Raw genomic sequence first — 18,471 nt, 5'->3', positions numbered from 1 at the left:
AATCGAAAGGCCCGCAATGACCGGCACGACACCACAGCAACGCGACGTCGTCATCTGTGAACCCGTCCGCACACCGATCGGGCGCTACGGCGGCATGTTCAAGGACCTGACCGCTGTCGACCTGGGTGTGACAGCCCTGCGCGGCATGCTCGAACGCACGGGCCTCGATCCCGCCGCAGTCGAGGACGTGATCCTCGGACACTGCAACGGCAACAGCGAGGCGCCGGCGATCGGACGGGTCGTCGCCCTCGACGCCGGACTGCCGGTCACCGTCGGCGGCATGCACATCGACCGGCGGTGTGGTTCCGGTCTGCAGGCGGTGATCCAGGCCGCCTTCCAGGTTGCCAACGGGGACAACGACGTCGTCGTCGCGGGCGGCACGGAATCGATGAGCAACGCCTCCTTCTACTCTGTCGACATGCGGTGGGGCGGCGCGCGCACCGGGATCGCCATGCACGACAGCCTCGTTCGTGCGCGCTCTACCGCCGGCGGGAAGAATCATCCCGTTCCCGGTGGCATGATCGAGACCGCCGAGAACCTTCGCAAGGAATACGACATCAGCCGTGCCGAGCAGGACGAGCTGGCCGTCGAATCGCATCTGCGGGCGGTGCGGGCACAGAAGGACGGAATCCTGGCCGAGGAGATCATCCCGGTGGCGGTCCCCGGCCGGGGTGGCGAGACGATCATCGACACCGACGAACACCCCCGTCCCAACGTGTCGGCGGAGTCGCTCGCGAAGCTGCGGCCGATCATGGGCGCACAGGACCCCGAGGCAACTGTCACCGCCGGCAACGCCAGCGGACAGAACGACGCGGCGGCCATGTGCATCGTCACCACGCCACAGGTCGCCGAACGACACGGTCTGCACCCGCTGGTCCGGTTGGTGTCGTGGGGCGTCGCCGGTGTCCCGCCGCGCACCATGGGGATCGGACCGGTCCCGGCGTCGCAGAAGGCGCTGGGCAAAGCAGGTCTCACCCTGGCCGATGTCGACCTGATCGAACTCAACGAGGCCTTCGCCGCGCAGGCACTCGCCGTCACCCGCGAATGGGGATTCGGGCGATTCGGCAGCGGAGCCGGCGACTTCGACCGCACCAACGTGCACGGCTCGGGGATCTCGCTCGGGCATCCGGTGGGTGCCACCGGCGTCCGGATGCTGGCGTCCCTGGCCCGCGAGATGCACCGCCGCGACGCCCGTTACGGCCTGGAGACCATGTGCATCGGCGGTGGGCAGGGACTCGCGGCGGTGTTCGAGCGGGTGAGCAACACCCCCTGAACCCGTCGGCCGGTCAGGCCGGTGTGGTCGAGCGGATGAGTTCGACGAACGCCTGACCGACCGGTGAGAGCGCCGCCGGGTCGAAGGCGATGGCGAACGGCCGCACGAACCGTGGCTCGACGGTGCGGATGACCGCGCGGTCCGCGGCGGTCTCGGCCAGTGCTTTCTCCAGAATCGTGCCGCCGATGCCGGCGAGGACCATCGGCAGACGCTCCTCGCGATGTTCGGAGAGCACCGCCAGCGGTGGTCGCACGCCGGCGACCCGGATGGCCTCCTCGATCTCGTCGGCCACCGACTGTCCACGGGGAACGAAGACCATCGGGACCGGCGGCAGGCTCTCCAGGGGGATCGGTCCCTCGGGGACGTCGGTCCCGGGCGGGTAGATCAGCAGATACTCCTGCTCGCCGATGATGATGACCTCGAGATCGTCGCCCGCGATCGGCAGATGGGCGACCACGAACTCGCAGTGTCCGTCCTCGATCACCGCCGCCGCCTGGGCTTCGTCGCGGAGCTCGCCGAATCTGACGTTCACGCGCGGATAGTCGTCGCGGAACCGGGCGATGAGGTCGACGATCGGGCCGCTGGCCATGGCGGGGAACGCAAGGATGTCCAGGCGTCCGGTCAGCTCATCGGCCGATGTCGTCAGCAGGTCCTCGACGGCGTCGACGTCACGCACGATCTGACGCGCGGGGCCGACCATGGTCCGACCGGCCGCGCTCAACACCATGCCGCGCCCGATCCGGTGGAACAGCTGCACGCCGAGCTCTCGTTCAAGGGCCCGAAGTGCTTGCGAGACAGTGGGTTGCGCGACACCGAGCGCGGTGGCGGCGCCGCCGATGCCCTCGTGTTCGACGACCGCGAGGAAGTACTCGACCTGACGGAGCTCCATCGCCTATAACTCCCCGAAGTCGGTCGGGTCGGTCGTCACTCCGACGTGGCCCTTGGCGACGGCGATGAACGCCATCGCCGCCGGAGACGGTCGGCCCGACCGCACCACGAGTCCGAACGGCCGGCGCAGGGGTGGATCCAGTCGATATCGCAGCGCCCCGGGCATCTGTTCCTCGGCGACGACCCGCGGTGCGATCGTCGCGCCGGTGCCCCGACCGACCAGGTCCCAGGCTGCGGAGGGGTGGGCGCAGTCGACGACGACGTTGCGGCTGTCGTCGTCGATGAGGTCGCCGAGGATCGAGGAGGCTCCCGGATCGCCGAGGTCGAGGATCAGCGGAATCGTCTTCACGGATGGGCGGGGGACCGGATCGGTCAGATCGGCGGCCGATGCGGCCGGGACGGTCAGCACGAGTTCCTGCTCGCCGAGCGGGATCGCGGTGAAGGTCGCGTGATCGGCCCCGGCGTCCATGAGCCCGATCTCCGCGTCGCCGCGACGCAGCGCGGCCAGCACTCCGCTCGGCCCGTCGGCGGCGACGACGCGTGCGGCCAGCCGTGGGAATCGCTCGCGGAACTCTCGGATCATCGCCACCATGGGATCGATGCTGAACGCCGCGTGCGTGACGATGTCGACGCGGCCCGCCCGGAGTTCCCGCACGGCCTCGACTTTCGCCTTGGCCCGATCGATGTCGGCGAGGATGCGGCGTGCGGCGACATCGAGTTTGCGGCCCGCGTCGGTCAGTTCGAGACGTCGGCCGGTCCGGTCGAACAGTGTCACACCCAGGCGGCGCTCGAGCGTGCGGATGGCCTGGGAGAGTGAGGGCTGCGAGATGTAGAGCGACTGCGCAGCCTTGGTGATCCCGCCGTGGTCCACCACCGCGACGAAGTAGGTGACGAGGTGCAGGTCCACGGGGTCATCGTACGTTCGAGGTCATCGCATGTTCGGAGGCATCATGCGGTTGCGGTCAGCTGGTGCGGGCGACATGCACGGACCCCACCGACCCAGCCGGTCTCACTGTCCGGTCCAGCGGGGCGGTCGCTTCTCGGCGAACGCGATGGCACCCTCCTGTGCGTCCTGCGAGGCGAACACCGGTCCGAGATGCTGCCACTGCTCCTTGATGAGCGCAGGGTCGGTGTAGCGGATGGCCATCGACATGACCTGCTTGGTCGCCCGCACGGCGAGTGGACCGTTGGCGGCGATCGTCGCAGCCAACTGGCGCGCGCCGGCGAGGGCGTCGCCGGGTTCGGTCAGCCGGTTGATCAGCCCGAACTCGTGGGCGCGGGCGGCACTCAGCGGCTCCCCGGTCAGCGCCATCTCCATGGCCAGCTGATAGGGCAGCGTCTTCGGGAGGCGCAGCAGACCACCCGCGGCGGCAGCGAGTCCGCGCTTGACCTCGGGGAGACCGAACCGGGCGTCGCGGGCGGCGACGATCAGATCCGCGGTCAGTGCGAGTTCGCAGCCACCGGCCAGGGCCCACCCCTCGACCGCCGCGATGAGTGGCTTGGTCGGGGGCGACTCGGCGAGGCCGCCGAATCCGCGTCCCGGCAGCGAGACGTCCTCGCCGCGGGTGAACGCCTTCAGATCCATTCCGGCGCAGAACGTCCCACCCGCGCCGGTCAGGATCCCGATGGTCAGGTCGTCGCGGGACTCCAGCTCGTCGACGGCAGCGGCGATGCCTACGGCCACGTCCCGGTTCACCGCGTTCTTGGCCTGCGGTCGGTTGATCGTGATGACGGCGACACCGTCGGCGAACTCGGTGAGCACTGCGGCGTCGGGTGAGCTGGTCATGGGTGAGCTCCTGTCCTCGGGGTGGGGTGAGATCGAACGCTGTGGAGGAGTCCGGCGACGCCTACTGCTGCGACGGTGTGGGCTCGGTGACGGTCCACCGGGTCGGGGAGCCCTCTGTCGGTGTGAGTGTCCCGCGTTGTTGCAGGACGACGAGGTGTGCGTGCGTCTCCCGCATCGCCATCCGGGCCAGGTCGACCGACAGCTGTTCGAAGGGCCGTGACCACGTGACCGACCGCGTGATCTCCCAGGCGGTGCTCTGCGGATCCTTTCGCACCGCGGCCACGATCTCGGCGAGCCGATCCTCGTGGTGACCGAGCAGTGCCGTCACCCGGTCGGCCAGACCGCGGAACCGGTACTCGTGCGACGGCAGCGCCTCGAGGTCGCCGACGTGCTCGGTGTGCGCCAGCGACACGAGGTATTCGGCGAGCGGATTGTGTGACTGGACGGCGTTCGTCGACACGTTCGGACTGATCCGCGGCAGCAGGTGATCGCCGGTGAACATGACCCCGGCGTCCTCGTCGACGAAGCACAGGTGGCCGGCGGTGTGACCGGGCGTCCACAGGGCCCGCACGTTCCAGCCGGGCAGGTCGAGCGGGTCGCCGTGCTCGAGTTCGACGTCCATCGCCCGGCCTTTGGGCAGTCGCGCGATCTGACGGAACCCGTTGTCGAGCGTGTCGGGCGCGCCGAGCTTCTCGAGTTCGCGGCGGGCGGTCTCGATCTGCCGTTCGATCTCGGCGTCGTCGACATGATGCAGGTGGCGGGCGTCGTTGCGATGCATCGCGAGGACCGGGTCCACGTGCTCGAGCAGGCGGGGGACCAGCCCGAAATGGTCCGGGTGCAGGTGCGTGATCGACACGTGGCGGACATCGGTGACGTCGTGACCGATGGCGTGCAGGCCGTCGACGAGGGCGTCCCACGATTCGTCGGCGTTCCAGCCGGTGTCGATCAGGGCGACGCCGTCGGGTAGCTCGAGTGCGTAGATGAGGACGTAGCGCAGTGGGTTGGGGCCCATCGGGACGGGGATGGACCACAGTCCGGGACGTACCTCTTCGACGGGCGGCAGCACCTTCTGTGCCCACGCCTCCTGCTGACGATGACCGGTGACCTCGATGGTGGTCATCTCACCTCCTACCGGCTCGGTGCGGTCACACGCGCAGTTGACGGTTGCGGACCGCAACTTCCATACGATCATGCGGCCGGTTCGCGTTCAAAGTCGGTCCGGCTCTCACCGGATGAGGAACTGCCTATGGCGCCGCGCGGGAGAGGGCATTGACGTGCGGACGGGGGTGGGTGATCGTTGCCCGGTGACAGTCGACCAGCCGCCTCTGCCCCTCGACGGGATCACCGTCGTCGCACTCGAACAGGCGGTCGCCGCACCGCTGGCGACCCGTCATCTCGCCGACATGGGCGCGCGGGTCATCAAGGTGGAACGCGTCGGCGAGGGCGACTTCGCCCGCGACTACGACGACGCCGTGCACGGGCTCGCGTCGCACTTCGTGTGGCTCAATCGCGGCAAGGAGTCGCTGACCCTCGACCTGAAGTCCCCGTCGGGCCGGTCGACGCTGCGTGCGCTCGTCGACCGGTCCGATGTGTTCCTGCAGAACCTGGCGCCGGGCGCCGCGACCCGGCTGGGATTCGGCGCGCAGGAGCTACGCGCCGACCATCCCGGGCTGATCGTGGTGGACATGTCCGGCTACGGGGACGCGGGCCCGTACCGGGAACGCAAGGCCTACGACATGCTGGTGCAGGCGGAAGCGGGCCTCATCTCGGTCACCGGCACCGCCGACGAGGCGGCCAAGACCGGCATCCCCACATCTGACATCGCCGCCGGGATGTACGCGGTGACATCCATCCTCGGTGCACTGGTCCGTCGCGGCACGACAGGTGTCGGCGCCGCGGTGGCGGTGTCGATGTTCGATGCCACGGTCGAGTGGATGGGTCATCCGATGTACATGCGCCTCTACGGGGACCGGCAGATCGCGCGATCCGGCGTCGGACACGCGGCGATCGTGCCGTACGACCGCTATCCGACCGCCGACGGTGAGATCCTCATCGGTGTCCAGAACGACCGCGGCTGGCGGGCTCTCGTGACCGAGGTGCTCGGCCGCCCCGAGCTGGCCACCGATCCCCGGTATGCCACGAACATCGAACGCGTGCGCCGTCGGGCCGAGGTCGATGCGGAGGTCGCGTCGGAGACCAAACGGTTCTCGACAGCCGAACTCGACGAGAGGCTCGCGGCCGCGGGCGTGCCCGCCGCCGAGATCCGCGAACTCGACGGTGTCGTCGCGCATCCGCAACTGGCCCAACGAGATCGGTGGCGCGAGGTGGACACCGAGGTCGGCCCGATCCGTGCCGTCCTTCCCCCGATGACCTTCGCCGACGTCGAGATGCGGATGGGTCCGGTGCCTGCGCTGGGCGAACACACCGACGCCATCCTCGCCGAACTGGGCATCGAGTTGTAGGTCGCCGTGGTGGGTGGGTGGGATGGCCCTTCGTGACGCTCTCAAGCTCGCTCCTCAGGGACCGGCATGTGCTCGCGAGTTCGCTCATCAGGGATCGGCATAAGCTCGCGAGTTCGCTCATCAGAGACCGTAGGGCGTGCGCCCTATCGCTCGTTGTCTGCGCCCAATTCAGATGCGGGGCCGGTGAAGTAGTGCTCGCCGTCGAACGATGCCGGGTGTCCTGCGGCCAGGAAGCGACCGATGCCGGGCTGATCGAGTTCGGCGAACATCGGATTGGACGAGAGCACGCCGGAGTCGACGACGTCGGAGAAACTCCGGTACTGCTCCCACAGCACCGACGACGATGTCAGCGCGGCGGTGGCCTCCGCCGACGTGTGCCGTGCGAACCACGGCTCGATGAGCGCAGTCAGAACCGCACGGTGGGTGAATCGATCTGCCTCGGAACGGAAGTCGGCATCCAGTGCGGTCTCGACAGCGGCGACCGCATCGGCGACCCCGGTGAGCTCGACGAGGTCACGGAAGTGACGCGGGGTGAGGGCGACGAGCATGAAGCGGCCGCCGTCGGAGGTCGCCACATCTGTGCCGAACGTGCCGTAGACGGCGTTGCCGGTACCTTCGCGCCCGTGACCGGTAACCTGCGGCTCCGTCAGGTAGCCGAGGGTGCTCGCGATGGACAGAGCGGTGTCCTCGAGGGGCAACGAGATGCGCGCGCCGACACCGGTTCGCTCCCGCCGGCGGACCGCGGACGAGATGGCCAGTGCCGCATACAGTCCACATGCGATGTCCCAGGCGGGGAGGACGTGATTCACGACGCCCGCGTGATCGACGGGACCGGTGATCATCGGGAAGCCGAGTCCTGCGTTGACGGTGTAGTCGACGCCCGGTGTGCCGTCGGTGCGGCCGAGGATCTCGACGGTGATCACGTCGGGCCGCAGTGCGGCCAGGCTCTCATGGCTCATCCACGATCGGCCCGCCTGATTGGTGAGGAGGATGCCACCGCCCTCGCCGGGGGCGGTGACCAGGCGGCGCACCGTCTCCTGGCCTTCCTCACTTCGGAGATCGACTGTGCGGGAGTGCTTTCCCTTGTTCAGTCCGGTCCAGTAGATCGACTCGCCGTCGGCGGTGACGGGCCAGCGGTGCACGTCGGCGGCCCCGCCGATCGGGTCGACGCGGGTCACGTCGGCACCCAGCTGCGACAGCGTGAGTCCGGCGAGCGGCGATGCGACGAAGCTCGACACCTCGACGATGCGGAGGCCGGCCAGCGGTTTATCGGTGGTGGGCACAGTGACTTCTCCTTCGGGACGTCGCGTGGTCCGGATCAGGCCATGAGGGCGCAAAAGCGCCAGTCGAGGACGGGTCGCGGTGATCCGTCGTCGGATTCGTGGACGACGACCAGCGACCGCAGGCCGAGGATGCCGCCGCCGTCGGGCAGCGGTGTCGCCGATTCGACATGCAGCGTGCTCGACAGGGTGTCGGACTCGTGCACCGGGCCGGTGTGATCGCAGGATTCCCACCCGAGCACGGTCACCATGGTGGGAAGCGCGCGGGTGGCCTGGGCGAGCGCGAGGCCGATCGTGTGGCCGCCGTAGACCAGGCGGCCCTGGGCGCCCACCCGTTCGTCGTGATGAGTGGCGGCGATGTTCATGGTGAGACGGGCGAGTTCGGGCGCGCTCGACACCACGTCGCCGCTCGAGGTGAACGCCGTGCCGGCGAGGTCGGGGGAGAAATGCTGCCCGCGAACGGTTTCACGGTAGGCCGACAGGTCCCATGCGGGAAGGACGGGCTCGACGGACGCATCGGCTCCGATCGCCGACAGGTCGTCGGCGGGTGGGGTCCGTCCTGGATCGGGGGACGGGCTCAGCGGCAACATCGCGCAGCGGAAGAAGTCGAGGACCGCGGTCCCGTCCTGGTCGACCGTCACCATGTGCAGCGCGGCGAGTCCGGTCGGCGCCCGGCCCGGTTTCGCCGAATTCTCCTTCAGCCCGACCACTTCGGTGGTCGTGGTGAGCGTGTCGCCGACGTGAGGTGTGCTCAGGATGCGCAGGCCGCGATAGAAGAGGTTCGCCTTGACGTGATGGGTGGCCAGGGTCGACTGTCCGATCGCGAGATCGGTGACGAGACCGGGGTGCGCGACGGTGCAGGGGCGCCCCGTCACGCGAGTGCTCAGTGTGACGTCGAGGGGCAGCCGTAGGCGATCGCCCAGAATCGACTGGTGCACAGCAGCCAGACCGGACGTGATGGTCACCGACGGCGCGTCGTCGAAGGTCTGCCCGACGGTGAGTTCGTCGAAATAGGGCCCACCGACCGGGATCGTCCGATCGCTCATGCCGATCCGGCCTTCGCCAGCACGCGGCGTGCGGAGACCGCCAGCGCCTCGTCGAGCATCCGACCGTCGAGCTTGGCCGCACCGTCACCGCGGGCGGCGGCCTCGTCGAGTGCCGCCAGCACACGGCGGGCATCCGCCACGGCCTCAGGATCCGGGGTGAAGATCTCGGTGGCGGAGTCGATCTGGGCGGGGTGGATGACCCAGGTGCCGTCGAACCCGAGGTCGCGGACCCACGTCTTGGCGTTCCTGAACGAGTCGTCGTCGGCGATGGTGAGGTGCGGTCCGTCGATGACGGAGACCCCGCCGGCGCGGGCCGCGACCAGCACGGTGTCCTGGATCGGATGCCACACCGATTGCGGTGCGGACGACGAACGTCCCAGCGTTGCACCGAGATCGGCATATCCGATGATAACGGCATCGAGCCGGCCGGAGCCGCTACAGATCGGTCCGATGTCGCGGATGCCGGTCGGCGTCTCGACCAGGATCTGGAGTCGGGCGGGGGCGTCGCCGAGGAGTCGATCGGCCTCGGCGAGGTGGCTGACCGACTCGGCCTTGGGCAGGACCAGTGACGCGAGCGACGATCCCATGTCAGCACAGGCGGCGACGTCGGCGTCGAACCACTCGGTGTCGAACGCGTTGATCCGGATGGAGACCGGTCGGCGGCCGCCGAATTCCGCGACGAGGGCCGCCGCCGCAGCGCGCGCCGACGACTTGTTGTCCGCGGTCACCGCGTCCTCGAGGTCGAGGACGACCTCGTCGGCGGTGGAGGCGAGGGCCTTGCGGGCTTTGCGGTCGTCGGACGCCGGGGCCACCAGCACCGCGCGTCGTGGGTGTGTGTGCACGAGATCCTCAATCCCTGGCGGAAACAAATGTGCGGCCAAATCCTGTTCACGAAGACTATTACCAGACCTCCTGCGGTGGCGAAAGGGCGGTGGTGGCGCTGTTCACGAGGCGCGCGGGTCCGGCTCGCTCTTGACAGCGTCGCCACTGGGCGTAAATATGGCCGTACAAATCAGGGCCGGGACATGCCTGGCTCAGTCTCCCGTGAGGTGGGTCCATGAGCAGCCTGAACGCCGAAGAGTCGTTCCTCGTCGAGACCGTGCGCGCGTTCGTCGACCGCGACGTCAAACCGACGGTGCAAGAGGTCGAGCACGCCAACGAGTACCCCGAGAAGTGGATCGAGCAGATGAAGCAGATCGGCATCTATGGGCTGGCGGTACCCGAGGCGTACGGCGGTTCGCCGGTCTCGATGCCGTGCTACGCGCAGGTCACGCAGGAACTCGCCCGCGGTTGGATGAGCTTGGCCGGAGCGATGGGCGGCCACACGGTGGTGGCGAAATTGCTGACGCTGTTCGGCACGGAGGAGCAGAAGCAGCAGTATCTGCCGCGCATGGCGACCGGTGAGATGCGGGCGACGATGGCACTGACCGAGCCCGGAGGCGGCTCGGATCTGCAGAACATGGCGACCCTCGCACGTGAAGACGACGGCGATCTGGTGATCTCGGGATCGAAGACATGGATCAGCAATGCGCGGCGATCGGGTCTGATCGCGTTGCTGTGCAAGACCGACCCGACGGCGCAGCCGCGACACCGCGGGATCTCGATCGTGCTGTGCGAGCACGGTCCGGGGCTGACGGTGTCGCGGGATCTGCCGAAGCTCGGATACAAGGGTGTCGAGAGCTGCGAGCTGTCCTTCGATGGTTACCGGGTGCCGACGTCGGCGATTCTGGGAGCGGTGCCCGGCAAGGGATTCGGTCAGATGATGAAGGGTCTCGAGACCGGCCGAATCCAGGTCGCGTGTCGCGCCCTGGGTGTGGCCACCGCGGCGCTGGAGGACTCGCTGGCCTACGCCCAGCAGCGGGAGTCGTTCGGCCAGCCGATCTGGAAGCACCAGTCGATCGGCAACTATCTGGCCGACATGGCCACGAAGCTGACCGCGGCCCGGCAGTTGACCTGGCACGCCGCCGAGCAGTACGACCGTGGCGAGCGATGCGACATGGAGGCGGGCATGGCCAAGCTGTACGCCTCGGAGATCGCGATGGAGATCGCGCTCGACGCAGTGCGAATCCATGGCGGCTACGGGTATTCGACCGAGTTCGACGTCGAGCGGTACTTCCGGGACGCGCCCTTGATGATCGTCGGCGAGGGGACCAACGAGATCCAGCGCAACGTGATCGCCGGGCAGCTCGTCGCCCGGGGTGGGATCTGATCGGCGGCTAGGATCATCGCGATGACGCCACGCGACGCCGCCGCCCCGGCCTACCGGACCCTCGCCGGGACGTTGCGTGCGCGGATCGCCGAGGGGCTCTACCGCGGCGGGGTCCGCCTCCCGACCGAATCCGAGCTCTCCGACGAGTTCGGACTGAGTCGACAGACGGTGCGGCGCGCGTTCCAGGATCTCGTGGCCGAGGGGGCGGTGTACCGGGTCCCGGGTCGAGGCACCTTTGCGACCGAGGGGCGCGGACCGTATCTCCGACAGCTCGGGTCCATCGAGGACCTGATGAACCTGTCCGACGACACCACCATGGAGGTGTTGTCGGCCCCTCGCCGGCAGGTGGACCTCGATGCGGCGGGGCGGCTGCGGCTGGACACTGATCTCGTCTACCGCATGGCTTTTCGCCGTTTCCACGACGCCGTGCCCTTCGTCGTCACGACTGTGTGGTGGCCCGAGCCGGTCGGTCGGCTCGTCGTCGAACGCCCAGAAGTCCGGGCGGGCGCCACCAGCGCGTACACCATGATCGGACTTCTCGAGCCCCACCTGCCGCGACCGATCACCGAAGCGGCGCAGTCGATCACGGTCGCATCCGCCGATCCCGCCGTGGCCGAGCAGCTCGACTGTCCGGTGGGACATCCCATGTTGCGGGTCGACCGGCTCTACAGCGACGCCGAGGGACACGCGGTCGAGCTCGCGATCTCGCACTTCTTGCCCGAGCACTACACCTATCGGGTCACGTTGCGCCGCAGCACCGTCTGAGCCCGATCGTCATCGGTCGATCGGCTCGACCACGTAGTGGCCGGAGCGCAGGAAACGGGTCCGGTGGGTCAGCATCGTGCCGTCCGTGGCGAACACCGGGGTCAGCGCGTCGCGTACGGCGTGCCGCCAGTGCGATGCGGCGACGGGCCGCGATCGCCGCATCGCCTCGATGTCCCGCGGCACGGGTACCACCAGGGCGTCGCCCACGGGAACGTCGCCGATGACACGCGGACGGTCGTCGTCGACGTCGATGACCAGTCGGGCGCCGGATGCCAGCGCGTCGTCGACGGTCTCGGTCGAGGGTTCGGGTTCCGGTGCATCGACCGGCCATGTCACCAGTAGGCGGTCGCTCTCGTCGGCGCCGGCGAGTTCATCGGACAGTTCTCCGTAGAAATCGCGGTGGTAGGCCACCGGCACCGCGCCGAGTTTGGCGATCGTGAAGTAGGCATTGCGCGCGACGAGCGGATCGAATGTCCAGGTGATCGACCGCAGACCCCGAGACCGTGCCCAGTCCCGTTGATGCAGCTTCAGGGCGTGGCCCACATTGTGCCCGCGGCCGATACGCGACGCCCCGGTGATGTGGCTGTGCAGTGTCGTACCGGCCGGGGCGGCATAGAACCCGACGCTCCCGCCCGCCAGCCGGTCACCGACGTAGGCCCCCGCCACGTAGTTGCCCGCGTGCGACAGGGCGCGCAACATGTCGGCGCTGACCGGTCGTCGACCCGGATCGGGGTGCCAGACGTCATCGAACACTCTGGTCAACTGGTGGAGCTCGGCAGGGGACGCCAGTTCGCGGATCTCGACTCCGGTCGACGGGTGCGTCATGCCGCCATTCTTTCACCGCCCCAGGCGGCGGCGGGGAGACTCGCGACACGCCCTAGGATTGTCGACCATGGGCCCCGCGACGGACGAACGGTCGCCCGACGTGCTCCTGCGCGTCGCGGCAGGCGTCGTCGTCCCCGTGGTCGCCATCGCCGCGCACGGGCTCGGCTCCGGATCGTTGCCCGGCGTCGGTGGCATGGTGCTCAGCGCAGCGATCGGGGTTCTCGTCGGACTCGTGCTCGGTGTCCGGCGTCGTCGGCCCGCAGCGTCTTCGACCGTTCTCGCGACGGCCGTGTTGACTCTCGCGCAGATCGGCGCGCACATCTCGTTCACCATCGGGCACACGCCGTCGGCGATGCATCACGATGCACTGCTGCCGATGCTGCTCACTCACCTCGTCGCGGTCCCCGCGAGCGCGGTTCTCATCGTCGCCGCCGCAGTGCTCCTCGAGGCGGTCACCCGTACGTTCCGCCGGTTGGCGCCTCCGCCGCGGATCGAGGCGCCGGGCGTGCGCCCCGTGCGATGGGACGCCCCGCTCCTGGTCATCGACGTCGTCATCGGTGGCGCGGGTGTCCGCGGGCCACCTGTCGTGCGCTGATCCACCCGACCGTCGCACCAACTGTGGCTCGTCGCTCCGTCGTCGAGGTCCGGAATTCGGTGCACATGGACCATTTCCGCGCCTGCCCTGTCTGCTCGTCTCTGAGTCCTCCGCTGTCGTGTCCGTACAGACACGTCGTCCGCCCCCGGATCATGGGTGCCTGGTGGACATCGAGGCCACAGTGGGGCGGCGCGTCCGTGACACGACTCGTGTCCGCAACCCAGGAAGACATCTGAATGAACACCCGAATCATCCGACGACTGGCAGTCCCGGCGGCCGCTTTCACCATGGCCGCCACCGCGACCCTTGCCGGTGTTGGTGCCGCCTCCGCACACGTCACCGCCAACGCGCCCACGCTCACGCAGGGCGGATACGGCGTGGTCACGCTGGTGGTCCCGAACGAATCCGACACCGCGGCCACCACCGAACTGACGGTCACGCTGCCCAAACTGAAGTCCGCACGTCCCGAGGTCATGCCCGGCTGGAAGACCACCGTCGCGAAGGACCCCTCCACCGAGGAGGTCACCTCGATCACCTGGACGGCGTTGCCCAACACCCCGGGGGTCCCGGTCGGTGAATTCGCTCAGTTCCGGATCTCCGGTGGGCCGTTCCCCGAACAGGAATCGGTGTCGTTGCCGGCCCTGCAGACCTACGCCGACGGTGTGAAGGCCGATTGGTCACAACCGATGACCGAGGGTGGCGAGGAGCCCGAGCATCCGGCACCCACGCTGACGCTTCCGGCCGCCGAGGAGGGCGCCGACCACCACGGTGGTTCGACGAGCCACGGTGGAACGACCAGCACTGCGAACGCGGACACTGCGACCGTGTCGGCTTCGGATTCGTCGACCGACGGCGCCGCCCGGTGGTTGGGCGGCATCGGCCTCGTCGTCGGCGCACTCGGCGCCGTCTTCGGCGTTGCCGCACTGACCCGCAGCGGACGGCGCGGCGACGCGAAGACCGGCGGCGATCAGACCGGGCGGGGCGACGATGCGTGATCGTCGGCGTTCGTCGGCCCTGGTCGTCCTGGCCGGGGTACTGCTCACCGGCCTGATCGGGACCTGGGCCGCGCCGGTCGCCTCGGCGCATTCGCGCGTCGTGTCGTCCGATCCGGCCGACGGATCGTCCGTCGCAACCGGTCCACAGCAGGTCACCATCACGTTCAACGAGCCGCTGCAGGAGTCGTTTGCCGTGCTGACCGTGGTCGGTCCGGACGGCCACTACTGGCAGGAGGGCAATGCCTCGGTCGACGGCCCCCGGCTTCATGCCGCATTGCGGGAGCTCGGCCCGGCCGGAACGTACACGATGAATTACCGCGTGACCTCCGCCGACGGTCATCCCGTCGAGGGCCGACGGTCGTTCGAGCTCACCACCGCCGGCAACGGCACCCCGGGTGCGCTCGCCGACACCGCGTCGTCGAGCGACGACAACGGACCGCCGTTGTGGCCGTTCATCGTCGGCGGCATCGTCGTCCTGGTGGGTGGTCTCGGCGTGGTGTTCTGGCTGACCCGCCGGTCCGGAACGTCGTAGGCCAGGGACCGACATGAGCATCGCGGGCGGTCGCGCGTCGGGGCAGGGGTCGCGGATTCGTGACCTCGCCGTGCCGGGCGCGCTGCTCGCGATGTTCCTCGGCGTCGGCCTCTGCTGGGTGCTCGCCGCACCCGGCGGCCCCGAGGCGCTGGCGGTTCCTGCTGCCGGCGCCGTGGGTGCCGCCGTACTCCTGGTAGGGCTGGGTTCGCTGCCCGCGGTGGGACTGGAGCCCTCGGCGAGGGTGATCGGCGGAGTCGGCGGCGCCTGGTTCGTCGCCGCGCTCATCACCGCGTGGATGCGGACCGCCGATCAGTCCGGCGAGGCGCCGACGTCGGTCGGGCTCAACCAGTTCGCCGACACGATCGGTTCGGGCGCGCCCGAACTCATCGAGTTCATCGTGTCCGGGGTGATCATCGTCATCGCCGTGCTCGATTTCACGGAACGTTTCGACCCGCCACCTGCCGCGTACGCGATCCTTGCCGGCATCGGAGTGCTCGCCACCTCGATCACCGGACATCCGAGCCAGCAGGCCATCGGACCGGTGCTGATCGGCGCCCATGCGCTCGCGGCGGCGTGGTGGTGCGGCACCCTCGCGGCGATGGTCCTGACCATCCGCGGCCGTTCGGGGTGGGCGGCGGCTCTGCCGGTGTTCTCGGCGCGAGCTCTGTGGGCGGTTGTCGTCGTGGCTGTCACCGGCGTGATCGCCGGTCTGATCGAGGTGGGCGGCCTGGCAGAGATCGTCACGTCCGGCTACGGCCGGATTCTCCTCGCCAAACTGTTCGGCATCGCCGTGCTCATCGGACTGGGTGCGCGGCATCGGAAGGTGTGGGTTCCGGCGGTCGAGCGGCATCGGGGATCCGAGGCGGATTCGCTGCGCCGGGCCGCGCTCGAACTCCTTGTGATGGGCGTGGTGCTCGGCCTCGCGGTCGGGCTCTCCTCCACAGCCCCCTGAGCTCCACTCAACGGCGCCGGTGCGCTGTGATCCCAACCGGGTGAGGATCCGCGCCAGGCGAGGCTTCGGCGTCAGGCGAGCCGCGGTTGGTCCCACACCGCGAGGAGCTCGGTGATGATGTCGACCGACAGGCCGAGCGCCCCGAGGTGACTCTCGCCGTGCATCGTGAACATCTTGGCGTCGGGCAGCAGCGACACCATGTGCTCGCCGTGGCTGTAGGGAATGATGTGGTCGCGGTCGCCATGCCACCAGCGGACCGGCACCGCGACCTCGGGCACACGGAAACCCCACTCACGCGAGAAGACGACGATGTCGGCAAACGGAGCGCTCATGCGTCGGGAGCCGCCGTGTAGGAGGTCGTCGAGGAACATCGCACGGAACTCCGGGCGCGACAACAGTTCTCGATCACCCTGTGGCGACAGCCGGCCGTAGACCGCGATCGCGGGGTCGGCGACGGGACGAGCCACCGAGAGAACCGAACTCACCACCTTCCCGATCGGGTCGCCCGCAACCTGGAGGACCGGCGCGGCGCGCCGGCCCAGCCGCATCGCCCCGCCGCCGATCGCATCAGGACCGACCGTCGGCGCAACACCGCCGAGAACGCCCGCGGCGACCACCCGCTCACTGAGTGCGTGTGCGGCGGCGAGTGCGTAGGGCCCGCCGCCGGACAGTCCGATGACCGCGAACTCGTCGATCCCGAGGGAGTCGGCGACGGTGCCGAGGTCGTCGGCGAATTCATAGACGTTTCGGTAGCTGTGGGGCGTCGACGACCCGACACCCGGGCGGTCGAGGCCGACGATGCGGATGCCGGCCTCGGTGGCGAATGCACGGGCCTCGGTCGGAATCTGCCGCCGTGCGCCAGGGGTGCCGTGGAGCCAGAACAGCGCGCGCCCGGTCGCCGAGCCGAACTCGGCGAAGCCGATCCGTCGCCGCCCGTCGCCGACGGCGACAGAACCCTCGATCTTGGGACGGTCGATGTCCATCATGCTTCGAGCATCCCACGTGACCTGTGTTCTGGGTCACGTGCCCTGCGAATTCAGGATCGGCTAGCGCTGACCACAGGTCTTTCTCACCCTCGTCCGCGTACCGTCGACAAGGTGAGTGCACAGTTCGCGCGCGGGGTCGGCCGTGCCTTCGGCCACGTCCTGCGTCCCTACCCGGTCCGGGACATCCCGCCCGGAACGACGCTGGATCTGCCGGGCCGAGGGCAGACCTACGTGACCGACTCCGGACCGAAGGATGCTCCCGCGATCTTCCTGCTGCATTCGGTCCTCACCACCGGACTGCTCTGCTGGTATCCGGTCATCCCGCAACTCAACAAGCGGTACCGGGTGATCACCATGGACCAACGGTGGCACGGCCGAGGTATCCGCTCTGCCGACTTCTCGCTCGACGACTGCGCCGACGACGTCGTCGCGGTGGCCGACCACCTCGGCATCGAGAAGTTCACCGCCGCCGGGTTCTCCATGGGAGGAGGCATCGCACAGCTCGTGTGGCAGCGCCACCGCGGGCGTGTCTCCGGACTCGTGCTCTGCTCCACCGGCCCGTTCTTCAGTACCCATGATCCCGAGCTCCGCGCACAGTCCCGGCGACTGGGCCGCGTGTTGACCGTTCTCAGCAAGGCCATTCCGCGGCCCGGCATCGGGCGCCTCGACGACACGACCGTGCACACCTCGGTGTGGGCGATGCGCCAATTTTTCTCCACCCCGCTGTCCCACATGGGCAGCTTCGGTGACGGGCTCGGTGAATTCGATTCGCGCCCATGGCTGCACGAGGTCGACGTCCCGACCTCGGTGGTGATCTCCACCCGCGACCGGCAGGTGGAACCGGCACGTCAGCAGTTGCTCGTCGACGGCATCCCCGGTGCACGGAGATTCGATGTCGACGGCGGTCACGCATGCTGCGTGCTCGGCGCGCAGTTCTTCATCCCGCCATTCATGGAGGCCGTGGACGCGGTGTCGGACGTGTCGATCGAGGCCTGATCGCCTCACGCGACGTCAGGCTCGCATCGCCCGGTCCCGACCGGTGTTCGCGTCGCTCCGGCCCCGACCGATCCTCAGCTGCTGGTCGTGGGTGAGTTGTCCTGTGGCAGATACGGTTCGATCGCCGCCGCGAGTTTCGACGGTGTCATCGACTGCAACCAGACGTGGCCCGGACCGCGAATCTGCGCCAAGAACATCGAGTCGCCGAAGAACTTGTTCTTGACGCCCTTCACCGTGGCGAACTCGAGCGGCATCTCGGCACGGAACAGCGCGAGGTGTCCGGGGTGGACGAGCAACGATTCGCCGGCGGCCAGGTCGTACTCGATGATCTCGCCGGCGAGTTGTACCCAGGCCGTCCCGTTGCCGGACAGTTTCTGGAACACCACTCCGGCTCCGCCGAAAACGCCTGCTCCCAGCTTCTTCTGGAGTCCGACCGAGATCTCGACGTCATTCGTGCTCACCATGAAAGAACCCTGCTGAACCATGTAGACATCGGATGCGTCGATCTGCACTTGCCGGATCGCGCCGGGCAGTTGGGCAGCGAACGCGACGAATCCTCCGGTCGGTGGGGCCGTGTACTTCGTGAGGAAGAGCTGGCCGCCACCGATCAGACGTTTGAGTCCGCTCATGAATCCGCCGCGACCGCCCGATCCGAATGCGGTGGAGGTCTCCATGCCGAACCCTGGCGAGAGCCACGAGACGTCACCGCCCTCGGCAATGAGATGCTCGCCGGCGTCGAGTCGCAGTTCCAGGACCGGCATGGTGGTGCCGACGATTCGCGGTTGCATGTCCCAACCTTATGAGCGGCTCCTCGCCCGCGGTGGGGTTTCACGGATCGTCGGGCCCGCGGTAGGCCCCCCGAGCCTCCCCCTCCCTTACCC

19 protein-coding genes are annotated in these 18,471 nt (G+C 68.7%); 9 read left to right on the top strand and 10 right to left on the bottom strand.

Annotation, left to right across the window (positions count from 1 at the left end):
* The first annotated feature begins 16 nt into the window (after positions 1-16).
* Positions 17-1,273 (top strand): acetyl-CoA C-acetyltransferase, encoded by a 1,257-nt coding sequence (locus EEB19_RS24850; RefSeq protein WP_187589996.1) that lies wholly within the window; start codon positions 17-19, stop codon positions 1,271-1,273.
* 13 nt (positions 1,274-1,286) lie between these two features.
* On the opposite strand, the gene EEB19_RS24845 is transcribed toward EEB19_RS24850, so the two are convergent.
* The 4 genes from EEB19_RS24845 to EEB19_RS24830 form a co-directional block, all read right to left on the bottom strand.
* Positions 1,287-2,162: a LysR family transcriptional regulator gene (locus EEB19_RS24845; protein ID WP_187589995.1), complete on the bottom strand. Its 876-nt coding sequence runs from the start codon at positions 2,160-2,162 to the stop codon at positions 1,287-1,289.
* Positions 2,163-2,165: 3 nt separating this feature from the next.
* Positions 2,166-3,068 carry a LysR family transcriptional regulator gene (locus EEB19_RS24840; RefSeq protein ID WP_187589994.1) on the bottom strand — a complete coding sequence of 301 codons (903 nt, stop codon included), beginning with the start codon at positions 3,066-3,068 and terminating at the stop codon, positions 2,166-2,168.
* A gap of 102 nt (positions 3,069-3,170) precedes the next feature.
* Entirely contained in the window at positions 3,171-3,947 is a 777-nt protein-coding gene (locus EEB19_RS24835) for a crotonase/enoyl-CoA hydratase family protein (RefSeq protein ID WP_187589993.1), read from the bottom strand.
* Between the two features lie 61 nt (positions 3,948-4,008).
* Positions 4,009-5,067, bottom strand: coding sequence for an MBL fold metallo-hydrolase (locus tag EEB19_RS24830; RefSeq protein ID WP_187589992.1), 1,059 nt, complete (start codon positions 5,065-5,067; stop codon positions 4,009-4,011).
* Positions 5,068-5,251: 184 nt separating this feature from the next.
* On the opposite strand from EEB19_RS24830, the gene EEB19_RS24825 reads away from it, so the two are divergent.
* A complete protein-coding gene (locus tag EEB19_RS24825) occupies positions 5,252-6,409 on the top strand; it encodes a CaiB/BaiF CoA-transferase family protein (protein ID WP_262365907.1) in 1,158 nt (385 codons plus the stop codon).
* Positions 6,410-6,552: 143 nt separating this feature from the next.
* Here EEB19_RS24825 and EEB19_RS24820 read toward each other — a convergent pair whose 3' ends face one another.
* The 3 genes from EEB19_RS24820 to EEB19_RS24810 are packed head-to-tail and all read right to left on the bottom strand — an operon-like array spanning position 6,553 to position 9,547.
* On the bottom strand, positions 6,553-7,692 hold the full coding sequence (locus EEB19_RS24820) for a CoA transferase (protein WP_187589990.1): 1,140 nt from the start codon (positions 7,690-7,692) through the stop codon (positions 6,553-6,555).
* Positions 7,693-7,727: 35 nt separating this feature from the next.
* On the bottom strand, positions 7,728-8,735 hold the full coding sequence (locus tag EEB19_RS24815; RefSeq protein WP_187589989.1) for a MaoC family dehydratase: 1,008 nt from the start codon (positions 8,733-8,735) through the stop codon (positions 7,728-7,730).
* The gene (locus tag EEB19_RS24810; protein ID WP_187590012.1) at positions 8,732-9,547 is read right to left on the bottom strand and encodes a CoA ester lyase; all 816 of its coding nucleotides are present in this window, start codon (positions 9,545-9,547) and stop codon (positions 8,732-8,734) included. The genes EEB19_RS24815 and EEB19_RS24810 overlap by 4 nt, the downstream gene beginning before the upstream one ends.
* Positions 9,548-9,792: 245 nt before the next feature.
* Here EEB19_RS24810 and EEB19_RS24805 point away from each other — a divergent pair, with 245 nt between their 5' ends.
* Both EEB19_RS24805 and EEB19_RS24800 read left to right on the top strand, forming a co-directional pair.
* Positions 9,793-10,944, top strand: coding sequence for an acyl-CoA dehydrogenase family protein (locus EEB19_RS24805; RefSeq protein WP_187589988.1), 1,152 nt, complete (start codon positions 9,793-9,795; stop codon positions 10,942-10,944).
* A gap of 21 nt (positions 10,945-10,965) precedes the next feature.
* A complete protein-coding gene (locus tag EEB19_RS24800) occupies positions 10,966-11,709 on the top strand; it encodes a GntR family transcriptional regulator (RefSeq protein WP_187589987.1) in 744 nt (247 codons plus the stop codon).
* Between the two features lie 9 nt (positions 11,710-11,718).
* On the opposite strand, the gene EEB19_RS24795 is transcribed toward EEB19_RS24800, so the two are convergent.
* Positions 11,719-12,534: a GNAT family N-acetyltransferase gene (locus tag EEB19_RS24795; RefSeq protein WP_187589986.1), complete on the bottom strand. Its 816-nt coding sequence runs from the start codon at positions 12,532-12,534 to the stop codon at positions 11,719-11,721.
* A 67-nt stretch (positions 12,535-12,601) separates the two neighbouring features.
* Here EEB19_RS24795 and EEB19_RS24790 point away from each other — a divergent pair, with 67 nt between their 5' ends.
* From EEB19_RS24790 to EEB19_RS24775, 4 genes are all read left to right on the top strand, one after another.
* Complete coding sequence (locus tag EEB19_RS24790) at positions 12,602-13,129, top strand: YtxH domain-containing protein (protein ID WP_187589985.1); 528 nt, start codon at positions 12,602-12,604, stop codon at positions 13,127-13,129.
* Positions 13,130-13,416: 287 nt separating this feature from the next.
* Positions 13,417-14,124: a YcnI family protein gene (locus EEB19_RS24785; RefSeq protein WP_262365908.1), complete on the top strand. Its 708-nt coding sequence runs from the start codon at positions 13,417-13,419 to the stop codon at positions 14,122-14,124.
* Entirely contained in the window at positions 14,117-14,656 is a 540-nt protein-coding gene (locus EEB19_RS24780; protein WP_187589983.1) for a copper resistance CopC family protein, read from the top strand. Before EEB19_RS24785 ends, EEB19_RS24780 begins: the two co-directional genes overlap by 8 nt.
* Before the next feature lie 13 nt (positions 14,657-14,669).
* On the top strand, positions 14,670-15,608 hold the full coding sequence (locus tag EEB19_RS24775; protein ID WP_262365906.1) for a copper resistance D family protein: 939 nt from the start codon (positions 14,670-14,672) through the stop codon (positions 15,606-15,608).
* A gap of 71 nt (positions 15,609-15,679) precedes the next feature.
* On the opposite strand, the gene EEB19_RS24770 is transcribed toward EEB19_RS24775, so the two are convergent.
* Positions 15,680-16,594 carry an alpha/beta fold hydrolase gene (locus EEB19_RS24770; protein ID WP_187589982.1) on the bottom strand — a complete coding sequence of 305 codons (915 nt, stop codon included), beginning with the start codon at positions 16,592-16,594 and terminating at the stop codon, positions 15,680-15,682.
* 111 nt (positions 16,595-16,705) lie between these two features.
* Here EEB19_RS24770 and EEB19_RS24765 point away from each other — a divergent pair, with 111 nt between their 5' ends.
* Positions 16,706-17,590: an alpha/beta fold hydrolase gene (locus EEB19_RS24765; RefSeq protein ID WP_187589981.1), complete on the top strand. Its 885-nt coding sequence runs from the start codon at positions 16,706-16,708 to the stop codon at positions 17,588-17,590.
* Positions 17,591-17,664: 74 nt separating this feature from the next.
* Here the strand turns inward: EEB19_RS24765 and EEB19_RS24760 are convergent, their stop codons facing one another.
* Positions 17,665-18,378, bottom strand: coding sequence for an AIM24 family protein (locus EEB19_RS24760; RefSeq protein ID WP_187589980.1), 714 nt, complete (start codon positions 18,376-18,378; stop codon positions 17,665-17,667).
* Positions 18,379-18,471 lie beyond the last annotated feature (93 nt).

The organism is Gordonia sp. OPL2 (genome assembly GCF_003797825.1).
Classification (GTDB): Bacteria; Actinomycetota; Actinomycetes; order Mycobacteriales; family Mycobacteriaceae; genus Gordonia.
Note: the sequence above shows the minus strand (reverse complement) of the source record. Positions and strands in the feature narration are given on the sequence as shown.